13 protein-coding genes are annotated in these 14,227 nt (G+C 37.4%); 8 read left to right on the top strand and 5 right to left on the bottom strand.

Annotated features, from left to right (window positions below; genetic code table 11):
- Positions 1 to 71: 71 nt before the first annotated feature.
- The 8 genes from AAC073_RS22310 to AAC073_RS22275 all read left to right on the top strand — a co-directional run bounded on the left by AAC073_RS22310 (position 72) and on the right by AAC073_RS22275 (position 9,157).
- Positions 72 to 1,442 carry an FAD-binding oxidoreductase gene (locus AAC073_RS22310; RefSeq protein WP_339926039.1) on the top strand — a complete coding sequence of 457 codons (1,371 nt, stop codon included), beginning with the start codon at positions 72 to 74 and terminating at the stop codon, positions 1,440 to 1,442.
- 341 nt (positions 1,443 to 1,783) lie between these two features.
- Positions 1,784 to 4,201 carry an outer membrane beta-barrel family protein gene (locus AAC073_RS22305; RefSeq protein WP_339926038.1) on the top strand — a complete coding sequence of 806 codons (2,418 nt, stop codon included), beginning with the start codon at positions 1,784 to 1,786 and terminating at the stop codon, positions 4,199 to 4,201.
- A 35-nt stretch (positions 4,202 to 4,236) separates the two neighbouring features.
- Positions 4,237 to 5,073 (top strand): class I SAM-dependent methyltransferase, encoded by an 837-nt coding sequence (locus AAC073_RS22300; protein ID WP_339926037.1) that lies wholly within the window; start codon positions 4,237 to 4,239, stop codon positions 5,071 to 5,073.
- A 165-nt stretch (positions 5,074 to 5,238) separates the two neighbouring features.
- Positions 5,239 to 5,877, top strand: a complete 639-nt coding sequence (gene hxpB, locus AAC073_RS22295) for a hexitol phosphatase HxpB (RefSeq protein WP_339926036.1) — start codon at positions 5,239 to 5,241, stop codon at positions 5,875 to 5,877.
- 305 nt (positions 5,878 to 6,182) lie between these two features.
- Positions 6,183 to 7,184, top strand: coding sequence for an alpha/beta hydrolase (locus AAC073_RS22290; RefSeq protein WP_339926035.1), 1,002 nt, complete (start codon positions 6,183 to 6,185; stop codon positions 7,182 to 7,184).
- A 620-nt stretch (positions 7,185 to 7,804) separates the two neighbouring features.
- On the top strand, positions 7,805 to 8,287 hold the full coding sequence (locus AAC073_RS22285; RefSeq protein WP_339926034.1) for a hemerythrin domain-containing protein: 483 nt from the start codon (positions 7,805 to 7,807) through the stop codon (positions 8,285 to 8,287).
- A gap of 11 nt (positions 8,288 to 8,298) precedes the next feature.
- Positions 8,299 to 8,739 carry an Rrf2 family transcriptional regulator gene (locus AAC073_RS22280; RefSeq protein WP_339926033.1) on the top strand — a complete coding sequence of 147 codons (441 nt, stop codon included), beginning with the start codon at positions 8,299 to 8,301 and terminating at the stop codon, positions 8,737 to 8,739.
- 19 nt (positions 8,740 to 8,758) lie between these two features.
- On the top strand, positions 8,759 to 9,157 hold the full coding sequence (locus AAC073_RS22275) for a group III truncated hemoglobin (RefSeq protein ID WP_339926032.1): 399 nt from the start codon (positions 8,759 to 8,761) through the stop codon (positions 9,155 to 9,157).
- Positions 9,158 to 9,299: 142 nt separating this feature from the next.
- Here the strand turns inward: AAC073_RS22275 and AAC073_RS22270 are convergent, their stop codons facing one another.
- The 5 genes from AAC073_RS22270 to AAC073_RS22250 form a co-directional block, all read right to left on the bottom strand.
- The gene (locus tag AAC073_RS22270) at positions 9,300 to 9,899 is read right to left on the bottom strand and encodes an SCO family protein (RefSeq protein ID WP_339926031.1); all 600 of its coding nucleotides are present in this window, start codon (positions 9,897 to 9,899) and stop codon (positions 9,300 to 9,302) included.
- A 36-nt stretch (positions 9,900 to 9,935) separates the two neighbouring features.
- Positions 9,936 to 10,700, bottom strand: coding sequence for a formylglycine-generating enzyme family protein (locus AAC073_RS22265; RefSeq protein WP_339926030.1), 765 nt, complete (start codon positions 10,698 to 10,700; stop codon positions 9,936 to 9,938).
- Positions 10,697 to 12,169: a copper-containing nitrite reductase gene (gene nirK / locus AAC073_RS22260; protein ID WP_339926029.1), complete on the bottom strand. Its 1,473-nt coding sequence runs from the start codon at positions 12,167 to 12,169 to the stop codon at positions 10,697 to 10,699. Before nirK ends, AAC073_RS22265 begins: the two co-directional genes overlap by 4 nt.
- A 405-nt stretch (positions 12,170 to 12,574) precedes the next feature.
- Positions 12,575 to 13,819 (bottom strand): M56 family metallopeptidase, encoded by a 1,245-nt coding sequence (locus tag AAC073_RS22255; protein ID WP_339926028.1) that lies wholly within the window; start codon positions 13,817 to 13,819, stop codon positions 12,575 to 12,577.
- On the bottom strand, positions 13,816 to 14,187 hold the full coding sequence (locus tag AAC073_RS22250) for a BlaI/MecI/CopY family transcriptional regulator (RefSeq protein WP_339926027.1): 372 nt from the start codon (positions 14,185 to 14,187) through the stop codon (positions 13,816 to 13,818). Before AAC073_RS22250 ends, AAC073_RS22255 begins: the two co-directional genes overlap by 4 nt.
- Positions 14,188 to 14,227 lie beyond the last annotated feature (40 nt).

The following is a 14,227-nucleotide window of genomic DNA, read 5'->3' as shown; positions in this document are numbered from 1 at the left end:
TTGAGGACAGTCGAAATGAAAAGTAAATCATAGCTTTATCTCATAAAATAAACCCTCTAAATTATAAGTCCATGAACTATGCCAATCTAAGTGACTCATCGGGTATTGAAGTATTAACACCTGAAAGTAAAGGGTATGACGATGCCCGGGCTGTCTACAATGCAATGATCGATAAACGACCTGCAGCCATTGCCAACTGCCAGTCAGAGGCAGATGTTATTAAAGCTGTAAAATTTGCCAGAAAAAACGATATCGAAATGGCTATTCGCAGTGGTGGGCACAATGGTGCTGGCCTGGCATTGGTGGATGGTGGGCTGGTAATAGATTTATCAAAAATGAAAGGAATAGAAATTGATGCTACCGCGAAAACTGCCGAAATTCAATCTGGATGCTTATTAAAGGAGGTGGATGAGGCAACACACGAGCATGGTTTGGCTCTGCCTAGTGGGATAATTGGTAGTACCGGAATTGGCGGGTTGACTCTTGGTGGTGGAATGGGATATTTGAGCCGCAAAGGCGGACTAACCATTGACAATTTATTGGAATGCAAGGTAGTATTGGCATCTGGTGAATTGGTCACGGCGAATAAAGATTCTCATCCTGATTTATTTTGGGCCCTACGTGGTGGTGGTGGAAATTTCGGTGTGGTTACCTCTTTTAAATTCAATTTAATTCCTATTAAAAATGTATATGCCGGACCTATGTTTTGGCCCATAGAAAAAGCCAAAGAAGCCATTCTATTTTACGATAAGCTAACCAAAAATGCATCAAATGATCTTTATGGATTTTTCGCTTTCTTAATGGTGCCTCCAGCAGCACCTTTTCCTGAAAATTTATGGAATCAAAAAGTATGCGGTGTGGTATGGAATTATACCGGACCAATAGAAGAAGCTGAAAAGGTGTTTGCACCTATACGTGAATTTGGCCCTCCAATTTTAGATTTTGTTGGAGAAATACCAATGCCTGCCTTAAATAGCATGTTCGATGCTCTTTATCCCCCAGGACTGCAGTGGTACTGGAGAGGACATTATTTCAATGAGCTGACGGATGAGGCGATTAATTTAAATATCGAATTTGGAAATGAAATTCCTAATTTCCATACGACCTCACATCTGTATCCAATTGATGGTGCTGTGCATGAAGTGTCAAATAAAGCTACTGCATGGGCCAATAGAGATGCCCGCTGGGCGCAAGTATTTGTAGGTGTAGCTCCAGAACCTGAGAATGCACAACAAATAACCGACTGGTGTAAAAATTTCTATAATGCCCTAACTCCTTATGCCATGGGAGGTGCTTATGTGAATTTCATGATGGAAGAAGGAGAGGCTAAAATAAAAGCATCCTATAAAGATAATTATGAAAGATTGGTGTCGATAAAATCCAAATATGATCCTGATAATTTTTTTCATATCAATCAGAATATCAAACCTATTAAACATTAACCAACCCAGATTCGAACCCGTCAATACCCATCCCTTTAAAGCTAATTTAGTTTGAGATTTTATCAGTATTGTTGCAGTAAAAAAGCAACATTGCTGCCAAAATCTGGCCCTGCTCATGGTCTTAAACGGAGCTACATATCCCTGACTTCATTAGTTCACCATTATGGGGTTTTTGAAATTTATTAAAAATTCACCGTCAACATTAATATAGAAAATCAATGTTGACCTACAAAGAATTAGATGGAAATAGACAATTGGTACTGCCCCTTACCAAGCTGGGATTATTCCTGAATATAAGATAAATCATCGCTGTGGCTAGAAAACCTTAAAAAGTAGAACACGTGAGAAAACATTGTATAAAATATTTGTTTGTATTGGCAATGTTGGGTTGTTTTCATACCTACGCACAGGAAACGAGCGTTAAAGGTCATGTTTACGGAGCCAGCGGGGAATTTGCCTCTTTTGGACATGTTCTCTTGTTGCAAAATGAGGACTCGCTTATGGTCATGGGAGTGTCCACCGATTCAATAGGCCAATTTGAGTTGAAGCGAATTCCTGATGGTAATTACCTACTCAATATTTCACAATTGGGATATGAGCCTTACTTCAGGTCTTTATCCATTTCAGGAAGCAATGAACTAACATTAGAGAGAATCCAACTGACCACAAAAAGCCAGCAATTGGAAACGGTTCAAGTAGTGGGGCGAAAAATGCTATTTGAACAAAAAAGTGATAGACTTATCATAAACGTTGGGTCCTTACCGACTTTTAGCGGTAACAATGCCTTACAACTGCTACAAAAAGCACCTGGAGTAACGGTTCAAGAAAATGCGAATAGCATTAGTTTAAACAACAAGGGTGAGGCATTGATAATGATAAATGATAGAATATCGCGTGTACCCACGGCCAATTTGATACAACAGCTAAAGGGGATGCGCGCAGAAAATATCGACCGCATAGAACTTATCCACCAACCTGGAGCTAAATATGATGCTGACAATGCGGCAGGAATTATACACATCGTTATGAAAGAGAACAATGCCTATGGTTTAAATGGCAGCGTAAGCCTTACTGCTGGTATGGGACAAAGAGAAAAGTTCAACGGCAGTGTCGATCTTAATTATCGAAACAATGGCTTGAATATTTATGGTAATGCTACTGGATTTAATAGCAGATCACCCAAAACATTGATTAATCATTTTCGAGAATATGATTATCAAGGGGATCGGTTTTTTTATGAGAACAATTTTCAGTTTGTAAATCCAATTAACAATTCATTGGGATTTAATCTAGGAGCTGATTTTGAAATCGATAAAAAGAGTACTATTGGAGGACTGTTCGGGTATTCAAAAAATAATTTTCTGGGACATGATTTTACCAGCCGGTCCAATGGTACCGTTAATTCAATTCCTAATACCAATTCAGAATACTTACTTGATATTGACAACCCTAACCGAAATGCATTTATTAACCTGAACTATTTTCGAAAAATTGGTGCCAATGGCTCCATAAATATTGATGTCGATAGGGTAACGCTTGATGTGCAAAATTCCTCAGAACTTTCTTATCTTAGTTCAGACGAAACCAAAGAAAAAACAGCAACTGATCGTGCGTCAAAATTTGAAATTAGTACCTTCAGAGCTGATTTTGAGTTGGATATCCGGAAGGATAGCAAAGTGGAAACCGGTATTAAGGGGACTTTCAACAACTCAAATACAAAATCCCTGATTCAGAATAGAATTGCTGGTATTTGGGAGGAGGACGAGGGCTTCACTACTGAGGACAATATTTCGGAAAAAATACTTGCAGCCTATGCCTCACATACTAAAAAATGGGGTGAGAAATGGGAAACTAATTTAGGACTTCGAATGGAGCATTATAATTATGTGCTTGATGACAGCCGAGGAGAAAACGACTTTATTCTATCATACGATAATCTTTTTCCAGTGGTAAGAACTAGTTATGCAATTGATTCTACCAACGTCCTGACCATGTCCTTTAACAGACGGATTGAGCGACCCTCTTTTCATAATTTGGCAGGATACTATGTTTTAATTGATCCTACCTTGTTTGCCAGTTCCAATACGCGCATCAGGCCGTCGTTTACCAATGCCTATAGGCTGGCTTACAACCACGGATCTTTTTTGATAGCCGTAGAAATCAATAGAACCATTGGTGCCATTGCATTTTATAATACTGTGGACAAAGAAAGAAACCTACAGATAAGTATTCCTACAAATTTTGACCGCATGGATGGCTATTTGATAAACACGAGTTTCCCTATTAAAATAGGGGAAATCTGGGACATGAACTGGAACTTGGATGTTGCCTACAAAAAAGTAATAGATGCATCTAATCGATCCCAGCCTTTTGAAAAAGGCCTCTTTACCTTCACCGCCCAGCTTACCAATGTTTTTGACCTTGGAAATTCATGGACGGCAAATATCGATGCTCGATACATGAGTCCGTTTTTAGATGGTGATCAAGTTAAATATTTACGCCATGATATTAATTTTGGAATTAACAAAAAATTCAAGAATGAGAGTATCCTTACCTTTAATGTACAGGACATCACAACAACCAGTGGTAATATCGAATGGGAGTACAATCAACCCGAGTTAGGTATTAGAACCTTTGGGGACAATGATTTCTCAGAAAGGGTTTTTCAATTGACTTTTTCCATACCATTTGGCAATCAAAAAGTGAAGGAGAAAAGAAATCGGGAAACAGGATCTCAGGAAGAACGAAACAGGATGTAATTATTAACACCATAGTTAGGGAAAAAACGAGTATAATGGAAGGAAATAAACCCATTGAAAGAGATACACAAACAAGTACAAAAATTTTTGATAGTCGAAGTTTAAAAATTGATTATCGAACACTTGAGCCTATTCTTAAAAAAGGAATGTTCGTTTTGGATGTCGGCTGTGGGACAGGGTCAATTTCTAAAGACATGGCAAAAATTGTTGGGAATTCGGGGAGTGTTATTGGGATAGACAATACAGAAAAGTTTATTGAAAGCGGTAAAGAAAGCTATAAGGATATAGGAAATTTAAATCTTATTCATTCAGATTTGTTTGATTTTGAAACCGATGAAAAATTTGACTTGATTACTTCAGCAAGAACTTTACAATGGTTAAAGAATCCGAAACAGGCCCTGTTAAAAATGAAATCATTGTTATTGCCAGGGGGGATGATTTCGATTCTGGATTACAACCACAACAAAATAGAATGGCATCCGGAACCTCCGGAAAGTATGAAAGCATTTTATTCGATTTTCTTGAAATGGAGAAAGGACGCAGGAATGAACAATGACATTGCGGATGATTTGCCTGACCTGATGAAAGAAATTGGAATGGTGGAGGTTGAGAAGATGAATTCGGATGAGCATTATGAGAAAGGAAGGTCTGATTTTAAAGCTAAAGTTGGCATTTGGGCGAAAGTAGCTGATTTAACACAAATGGTTGAGGAAGGATATTTAGATAATAATTTAAGGCTAAAGGCCATTGAAGAATACAACGAATGGATTGAAAATCAAGCGGTTTCAATGACCATGAAGCTGAATGAGGTAAGGGGGAAACTTTCAACAAAGCTCGACGCCAGGTCCAAAAATAAAAGGTCCGATAAGTAACAGCCATTCTTACCTGATTCAATCATTTTAGAATAATATTATTGCTATTTTTGATTACTGTTAGCTCCGGGGGAAAAATGCGCTAATTTTTTTTTCTATGAATTTCGGTAATAGGATTCAAGAGGGAGGAGACACGATAGTTATAAAATAATATATTAATCGATAATGAATTGCAAGGCATTTATTTTTGATATGGATGGGGTGTTGGTTGATTCTGAAGGATATTGGAAACAAGCTGAATTTGAAGTTTTCACCGCTTTAGGAGTTAAGGTTACAGACGAAGGGGCCTTATTGACCAAGTCCATGACTACGATTGAGGTGGTAAGGTTTTGGTACAACAAATTTCCTTGGGAAACTGTAGCTTTTGATACTGTAGAACAATTGGTTATCTCCAGAGTGATAGCATTTATTGAGGCAGAAGACTGTTTGATAGCGGGTGTAAAACCTTTTATAGAAAAGTTAAAGAAGGATAAATACAAAATCGGATTGGCCACCAACTCTCCCAATAGAATTATCCCCGTAGTCCTGAAAAAACTTGGTGTGTTGCATTTATTTGATGCCACATTATCCGCAGAACATGAATTAAAAGGTAAACCCGATCCGGCAATCTATCAGAGTGCTGCCGATAAATTAGGGGCCAAGCCGGAGCAATGTATTGTAATAGAAGATTCCTATTCAGGAATGTTGGCAGCAAAAAGTGCAGGCATGAAAGTAATCGCTTTTACATATAAAGGCAGCTCTATTAAATTTGAGATTGCAGACTTTCAAATCAATAGCTTTGAAGGTTGTGAAATTGATTTTTAAGCTATAATAACTACCTTTAAATATCAGCAGTTCAAACAACTGATAACAGCACAATTGAATTCATTCGAATTTCAATAGATTCCCAAAATATTACCTACCAGCCCAAATAAGATATCCGCTTTTTAAAGGGTAAGAACGAAACCTAGTTTTATCAAGGTAGCCTAATGTCAGGAAATGGTTTAATTTTTGTCCCATAGACAAGGTGTGGCCTGAAAAACAGGTGTGTAATGCCTTTCTTTTGGCAGAATATAGTAACCTTCCTTTTAGATTCCTAACCAACATTGAAGACCATAAAAGCATTGAAAATGAAAAACAGAATATTAATTTTAATCTTATTTTTAAGTAGTTATCAGTTTACCATGGCACAAAACAAAGGGCTGCAATGGTTGGATATTGAACTTTCAAATTATGAATATCCCTATTCAGTGTCCTATTTGTCGTTAAATATCCAAGAACAAGAATTAAAAATGGCCTATATGGATATAAAACCTGACCAATATAATGAGAAGAATATAGTTTTATTTCATGGGAAGAATTTCAATGGCGCTTATTGGGAAACTACAATTGACGCACTGACAAAGGAGGGTTTTCGGGTGATTGTTCCAGACCAGATAGGATTCGGAAAATCTTCTAAGCCAGCTCATTTTCATTATACTTTTCAGCAATTGGCGTTAAATACCAAAACCCTGCTAGATTCCTTAAACATTGAAAATGCTGCCATTTTGGGTCATTCTATGGGAGGAATGTTGGCTACCAGGTTTGCGCTAATGTATCCTGAAACAACCCAAAAGCTTGTTTTAGAAAATCCTATAGGCCTTGAAGATTGGAAGCTTAAGGTTCCTTATAAACCTGTTGAGTGGTGGTACCAAAATGAACTCAAAAAGAATTATGATGGCATCAAAAAGTACCAACTTGAAAGTTATTATGACAATCAATGGAAACCTGAATACGATCAATGGGTAAATCTATTGGCGGGTTGGACGCTTAATTCATCTTATGAAACCATTGCCTGGAACGCGGCACTAACCTATGATATGATTTTTACTCAGCCTGTAGTTTATGAGTTTGAAAAGATCTCTTCACCGACTTTATTGATTATTGGGACTAGAGACAGAACGGCACTTGGTAAACCTTTGGTAACTGAAGAAGTGAGGAAAACGATGGGATTGTACAGTGAATTGGGTAAAATAACGCAAGAAAGGATTCCCAACGCGCAGCTAGTTGAACTTCCAGGGATTGGCCATTTGCCTCATATTGAAGATTTCAATGGCTTTATTAATCCATTAATTACCTTTCTAAAGGATTAATTTGCACAACAAAATTTTGGAGAGATTCCATCAAGCATTAATAGGTTTATCGGAGAATTTGGCTTCACAATCTGAAGCCAATATTTATTGAGTTAATTTCCAGGGAAAGGAACTTAAAAGCCAACCAAGGTAGTTTATGTGGTGACTTATCTGATTTAATTTGCTTGATACCCAGTTTAATTAATTCACCAAATCGTTTTGTTTCTTCAGTGGATAGATTTTCTTGATTTGAGAAAAGGATTTGGTTGTTTGTGAACTAGGAAATCCGCTGTTATAGGGATGATTTTAGTAGGTACATCACAAAACATTTCATAGAGTTTTATTTCGAACGGATAAGGTGCTAAGTTCATTTATAACATAAATACACAATATTTGTTATATAGACATATCTGAAGTTTAGGGTATAAAATCCAGCTTTGGATTTTTAGGTGCAAGGTTCCTAATCAGATGATGACCTTCTGGTTGCTCTTTTGAAGATGGGGTTAGACCTGCCTACGATGGGTAATGTTGTATATTGATAATTAAAGATAAAAATGTCTTTTTATTTGGCTGTGTACTCTTTATCTTTGAATAGTTTTTAAATATTGGGCGTTTGTTCGCCTATAAAAAGTAAGCCTGTTATGGGAAAACCACTAAAGAGACATCCGGCATTTGTGCCAGTTTCTAGAGATCATCATTTTGGCTTGTTGTTAGTATGGAAGGTACGGCAGGGGCAAGAGAAAGGAATTGAACCATCAAGGTTGCATGAATATGTGAAATATTTCTTCTCAACCCATCTAGAACCTCATTTCTCCTTAGAAGAAAAGGTGATATTCTCCTATATGGCAAAAAATGATTTGCTAAGAAAAGAAGTAGAAGGACAACACAAGGAAATCAGAAAGCTATTTAAGAAACTTGACGTTCTAAAAGAAGAACAATTATCAGTGCAATTGACAGCACTTTGTTCGCTGGTTGAAGCACACATTCGTTTTGAGGAAAGGAAACTTTTCCAATATTTGCAAGTAGAATTACAAAGCAAAGAACTAGAGGAAATGGAAGAGAAGGTAGCTGAAATCCATAAACCCACCAGGGAAGAGTGGGACGACAAATTTTGGGTTAAATAAATAAAATAAAAATGTTTTCTAAAGCATGTGAATATGGAATCAGGGCAGTTATCTACATCTGGTCTCAAAATACAAAAGGTTTGAAATTAGGTGTTAAGGACATCTGCAAAGAAATAGATGCTCCTGAATTTTTTACTGCCAAAATTTTGCAATCTCTAGCCAAACAAGATTTAGTCAGTTCTACTAAAGGACCAAATGGTGGGTTTTATATTAGTGATGACCAAGAAAACATGCGTTTATTGGACCTTGTAAAAGCCATCGATGGCGACAAGCTTTTTAAAGGATGTGGTCTTGGTTTAAAGGAATGTTCAGCATCCCATCCTTGTCCCATTCATGACGACTATAAAAAAATCAGAGAAAATTTGGCAAAATTGCTTTCAGAGAAAACGATAAAGGGACTTGCACAAGAAGTTGTTTCTGGAAAAGCTACTTTGTCAACTTATATTGGATAATCTTTAATTGAATTGTAAGGTGGGGAAAGAAAAAGAAGATTTAGATTCAATAGATAAAATTAGGATGTTGGTGGATCTTTTTTACGGAAAAGTAAAGCAAGACAGCCTAATAGGGCCAATTTTTGAACAAAGAATTAAAGGCAATTGGGAGAAACACCTTGAAAAGATGTACCTATTTTGGCAGACGGTTTTACTGAAGGAACATACCTATTATGGGAGTCCCTTTCCACCACATGCTAAATTGCCGATAGATAAGCAGCATTTTGATCGTTGGTTGTTCTTATTTCAGGAAACACTCAGGGAGAATTTTCTTGGAGAAAAAACAACTGAAGCCCTCTGGAGAGCAGCAAAGATGGCCGAAATGTTTCAGATAAAAATTGCCTATTACCAAGCAAGGAATAGGAGCCCTCTAGGTTAAAATTAGAAAAACGCAAGGGGGGAATACAGTTAACTTTTTTTAATCGTTTTGAGGTTAACCATCAATTTTCAATGTTTTAAGTCTATTTATAGTTTCAAAATGGCCGGACGAACTTGGTAAAAGGGTTGTATCAACCTTGGGATTAAATTTTACTGATCTCAAGAATTTGATTAACAATCTCATCATTTTCTAAGCCTAACCCTTCCTTTTGGTATTGCAATACCCCCTCCTTGTCGAAGACACTAATTATATTGGAATGCGAAAAATCCATAGGGTTTATCTTTTTGTATTTTACGGATAGAATGTTGGCAAAATCTCTCACGCTCTCTTCCGTACCTTGAAGAAATAGCCATTGATCTTCATTCATATGATTTTCAGCCGCAAATTTCTTAAGTCTTTCAGGAGTATCAACCAATGGGTCTATACTCACCATGACATAACGGGGTTGCTTCGCTGCCTTCGTGCCCACTTTTTCTTCAATAAACCGCATATCAGCAACCAATCTTGGGCAAGCAGTCTGGCATGAAGTATAAATCATTACCACTACTAGTGGCTGCCCTTTTAGGTCTATGAAAGCTATTTGGTTGCCATCTTGTGTATTCCAGTTGCTGGGTAAATTATAAATGGACATTTCATTCAATTCCTTACCTTCTTTTGGCGTTATTTTGGTTGAAGTTGTATTTTCTTTGCACCCATGAAGAAGCAAAACAAGGGTTAATATTAAAGTGATTAATGTTTTCATGATCGTGTTAATTATGGCAGTTTTGCCGCATTAAATTTATTGTTCGATGTCTTTAGCACACCTGAAACCCAGGTTGGACATGCTGTAACGCGCCTTTAAACTTGAACGCATAGCATACCGCATGAAGGCCGCGTAGTTCATCAAATCATTGGCACCTAATGCGCCACTTGCACAAAATAAGCCTTGATCTGTATTGCCATTGTTTCTCGACTCCCCTGTGATGATGATGGAATTGAAATCAAGGGTCCACTCCCAAACCAGTCCATGTAAATCATACACTCCGTAGACATTACTTGCTTGGCTTCCAACACTCAGTAAATAGGTTTTAGGGGTTTCATAGCTTCTTAAAATCGCTAAATTATAAAGACTGTCTCCTCGGGCATCTTCTTTTACTTCATTGGCCATGGCAACATATTCCCATTCATCGACTGTAGGGAGGCGTTTGCCTTGGCAGGCACAATAAGCTTTGGCTGCAAACCAGGAAACTTGTATGACTGGACTGTTTTTCAAAACTAAAGGATAGGAAAGATCACCTTCCCAAATTTCCAGGTATCGTTTATCCGCAAATAATCCCTTTACTTTAGATTTTTGCCATTCAGGATATTCTATAACGAATTCCAAGTAGGCTTCATGTGTTACAGGTAGTGGGTCAATGTAAAAGGCACTTACATTTACTTTTTCATTTGAGTTGCCATAGAGTGGGAGGTAGGTCCCACCATCTATTTTTCTCATCGCATTTTCCTGACCAAAAGTGGAGAAATGGATCAATGCAAGTGCCCCTATCAATACCCAGTTTTTCATTGTCTCTGTGCTTTTACCATTTGTGGTGTAACGACTTTTCCATTATTGCCCCAGCTATTGTATACGTAGGTCAATACATTGGCAATCTCGCCATCATTCATTTGTTGTGCAGGCATTATACTGTTGTAGGTTTTGCCGTTTACTACAATCTCACCAGAGAGTCCGTGCAGTAGAACATCAATAGAGCGATCGACATCAGCATTTAGATAATCCGAATTAGCAAGTGGAGGGAAAGCATTTGGAATTCCTTCACCATTAGGTTGGTGACAGGCAAAGCAGGCTTGCATGTATAGGTTTTTCCCAGCAATAAGCTGTTCTTCTTTGCTTAGATTTACAGGCGCTTCCATTTCCAGTTCACTTTTAGGCATATTCTGTATTACACTGCCTTCAGGTTGATAAATTCCTTCCATAATTGCTCCTGCGAATATTGCCTTGTTTTCCTCTCCAGACACGGAGAGAATGCCTAAAGCCCCTTTATTAAATGCCCTGAAAATGCTGTGATCCACCAATACTAAATTTGAGGGGACATCGGCTACAAATTCTACAATGGCAGAGCCACCAGCGGGAACCAGGGTTGTTTGCACGTTATGGTTGAATTGTTCCCCACCTTCAAGGTATACTTTGTCAAAAATCTCCCCGATAACATGGAAGGAGGAAACTAAATTTGGGCCTCCATTACCGAAAAATATCCTGATGTTTTCACCTACTTTAGCCGTAATGCTATTGTCACCTGAAAGGCCATTTACATTTCCATTAAATACCACATAATCAGGGTTTTCATCAATGGCTTTTTGCATGCTAAATGGTTGTAATCCTTGCTGACCAAATTTTCCTTCCGTATAAAAGTCACCTTGCATTACATAGAATTCTCTGTCCACAGGAGGTAATCCGCCTTCTGGTTCAACCAATATCAGTCCATACATGCCATTGGCTATGTGCATTCCTACTGGAGCTGTAGCACAATGGTAAACAAATAAGCCTGGGTTGACAACTTTAAAAGAAAACACCTTTTCTTGGCCTGGTGCTACGAATGAAGCCTCAGCTCCACCTCCTTGTCCAGTGACGGCATGAAGGTCTATATTGTGGGGTAGTTTATTGTCTGGATGGTTGCTGATGGTAAACTCCACTACGTCTCCTACTCTGGTTCTGATAAAAGAACCTGGTACTGAGCCACCGAAAGTCCAATACATATAGGTAACCCCATCTGCCATTTCACCTTCCTTTTCCACAATTTCCATTTCCACAAATATTTTTTTTGCAGGACGATTACCTACCGGGGGAGGTACGTTTGGTGGTGCGGTAAGCGTAGCTTGTTCTTCTCCAAATACTTTAATTTTGGTATAATCTGTCACGCTTTTAGGGGTGTATCTTTTTTCATATTCATTGCTTTGGCAAGCAACAATAACAGGAATTAAAAGGATAAAAAGATAAAAATATCCTCTAATTGAATTTACTTTTTTTATATCCATTATAAATTAGTTATATAGGTTGTAATTTTTTTAAAGCTTCTATGATACCGTATTAGGTGATAAAAATAGGCATAGATTTTTCCACATGATAAAGCAAAAATTAGGTGGGACCATGACATTTATCATGTATTGTTATACTAATTTTTGAATTACCTTATATTTGGAATAAATATAAAAAATTGATATTTAAATCTGTAAAAATGTTGTAAATTATTTTAAAATTTCATTTTTTTTAAATATACCATAATAAACAAATTAAATCAGTTGCCTAGTGTTGTTTTTATTACTCATTGTCATAAAAAAAGGTTGCACGAATATTATCATGTAACCTTTTTTTATGGCCTTATATTAGTTTTTAATGCTACCCGCGTTGCTTAACAGTCTGTTTTAATTGGATGCTAAGGTTTAATTTTGTTTTAATTTCACGCTTTTATATTCTTTGAAACTTACAATAAGGGTTGCGGTTGAACTTGCTTTTATAGAGAAATTTCCATTGATATCTGTTACAGTTCCTATTGGCGCTTTTGTTTTAGGTTGCTCTATTATGATAATGGCACCTGCAAGTAGCTTTCCTTTGGAATCTTGGACCGTACCTTTCCACATTCCATTGGAATATTTAGCTTTAACTTTCAACGCATTCTTATTTGAATTAATTTCTCCATTGCTTATTTCCCCCTGAAATTCGGGTTTCATATCCAATGTGAGATTTGGGTGCTTCAACAATGGTGTATAAGTAGATGCAGGTATATTCCTTGACTGATGGGCATTGATTTTTAACGAAAATCCTGCAACTATCAGTAAGGTTGATAAACTGAAATAAACGATTCGAAGGCGCATAGTCGTTTTCTTTGAGGGTTTATTTAACATGATTAATCGGTGTTTTAGTGTGGAAGAAGATATGGCACTAATCAATGCCATAGAAGTGTTTTGAACAGTGAGTTTTAGGAGGAGTTTTTTGTATTTTATTGGATGAACAGTATTTTGAACCTCTTGGTCGGCAAGGTATTCATGGTTAAGTACCATGGCTTTCTTCACCGCAAAAACGATCGGATTGAACCAAAAAACCACTGTAAAAAACTCCATTATCGCCAAATCAATATAATGGCTTTGTTTGATGTGGGCGAGCTCATGTTTTAAGATCATTTCGGTTTTTCCGCTGTCTTCTTTATATGTGGAGGGATGCATGAAAATGAATTTGCCAAAACTAAATGGTGACAAGGCTTTTTCTGAAAGAATGAGCATTGCTCCTTTCATGGGCTTTAATGAATCCATTTTGGTCCAGTGAATTAACCTGATCAATGCACTAGATTTTATAATGAGAAGGACCATTGACACTACCAGATAAATTGTTAAAAACCAAAATAGGGGCGAGTTGGCAGTTGAGGTCGCGGAGGAATCTATAACCTGAGAGGCTTGGAATTGCTGCTGGACCTGTTGAAGGAAGCTTGTCTGTACTGCGCTTTCTAGGACAGCGATTTCCTGGGGCACAAATACTGGTATGCTAAGTAAGGGAACTACCATGGCGGCTGGAATCAAAATGATAAGCAGCCAACGGTTTAATAAAAATGTTTTCTCTTTGGCCAGAAAAAGACGAAAGAGCAGCATAAGAAATGCCGAACAAGCGATAAATTTGATCAGGTCTACCATCATTTTTTTCTCCTTTCAATTTCTGTTTCGACGAGTTTTTTTATTTCTTCCAATTCTTTTGTGCTTAGGTCAGCTTTTTTGGTGAAAAATGAGGCAAACTGAAGGGGAGAATCAGAGAAAAAATCCTTAATAATGGTTTTTACCTGTCCAGAAAAGTAATCAGGCTTCTTTACAAGTGCGTGGTATTGTCTTGAATTCCCAAACAATTTAAACCCCACATATCCCTTTTGCTGCATACGTTTCAGTAATGTTGCCACGGTGCTGGGAGCAGGTTTGGGTTCCGGAAGAACTTCCAATAGTTCTTTCATAAATATGGGCTGGTTCGACCAGATCAATTCCATCAGTTTTTCCTCGGATTTAGATAAATTCATTCTATGTTTGCTTATCGTGTTCTACAAATGTAGATAAATA

It is taken from the genome of uncultured Cyclobacterium sp. (genome assembly GCF_963977555.1).
Taxonomy (GTDB): domain Bacteria; phylum Bacteroidota; class Bacteroidia; order Cytophagales; family Cyclobacteriaceae; genus Cyclobacterium.
The sequence above is the reverse complement of the archived record's forward strand: the minus strand, read 5'-3'. Positions and strand labels throughout refer to the sequence as shown.

Bases quoted from the DNA above. Each gene is read 5' to 3' on its own strand.
- AAC073_RS22290 (WP_339926035.1), top strand. From the start codon at position 6,183: ATGAAAAACAGAATATTAATTTTAATCTTATTTTTAAGTAGTTATCAG.
- AAC073_RS22265 (WP_339926030.1), bottom strand. From the start codon at position 10,700: ATGAAAAACTGGGTATTGATAGGGGCACTTGCATTGATCCATTTCTCC.
- AAC073_RS22255 (WP_339926028.1), bottom strand. From the start codon at position 13,819: ATGATGGTAGACCTGATCAAATTTATCGCTTGTTCGGCATTTCTTATG.
- AAC073_RS22310 (WP_339926039.1), top strand. From the start codon at position 72: ATGAACTATGCCAATCTAAGTGACTCATCGGGTATTGAAGTATTAACA.
- AAC073_RS22270 (WP_339926031.1), bottom strand. From the start codon at position 9,899: ATGAAAACATTAATCACTTTAATATTAACCCTTGTTTTGCTTCTTCAT.
- nirK (WP_339926029.1), bottom strand. From the start codon at position 12,169: ATGGATATAAAAAAAGTAAATTCAATTAGAGGATATTTTTATCTTTTT.
- AAC073_RS22300 (WP_339926037.1), top strand. From the start codon at position 4,237: ATGGAAGGAAATAAACCCATTGAAAGAGATACACAAACAAGTACAAAA.
- AAC073_RS22285 (WP_339926034.1), top strand. From the start codon at position 7,805: ATGGGAAAACCACTAAAGAGACATCCGGCATTTGTGCCAGTTTCTAGA.
- hxpB (WP_339926036.1), top strand. From the start codon at position 5,239: ATGAATTGCAAGGCATTTATTTTTGATATGGATGGGGTGTTGGTTGAT.
- AAC073_RS22250 (WP_339926027.1), bottom strand. From the start codon at position 14,187: ATGAATTTATCTAAATCCGAGGAAAAACTGATGGAATTGATCTGGTCG.
- AAC073_RS22280 (WP_339926033.1), top strand. From the start codon at position 8,299: ATGTTTTCTAAAGCATGTGAATATGGAATCAGGGCAGTTATCTACATC.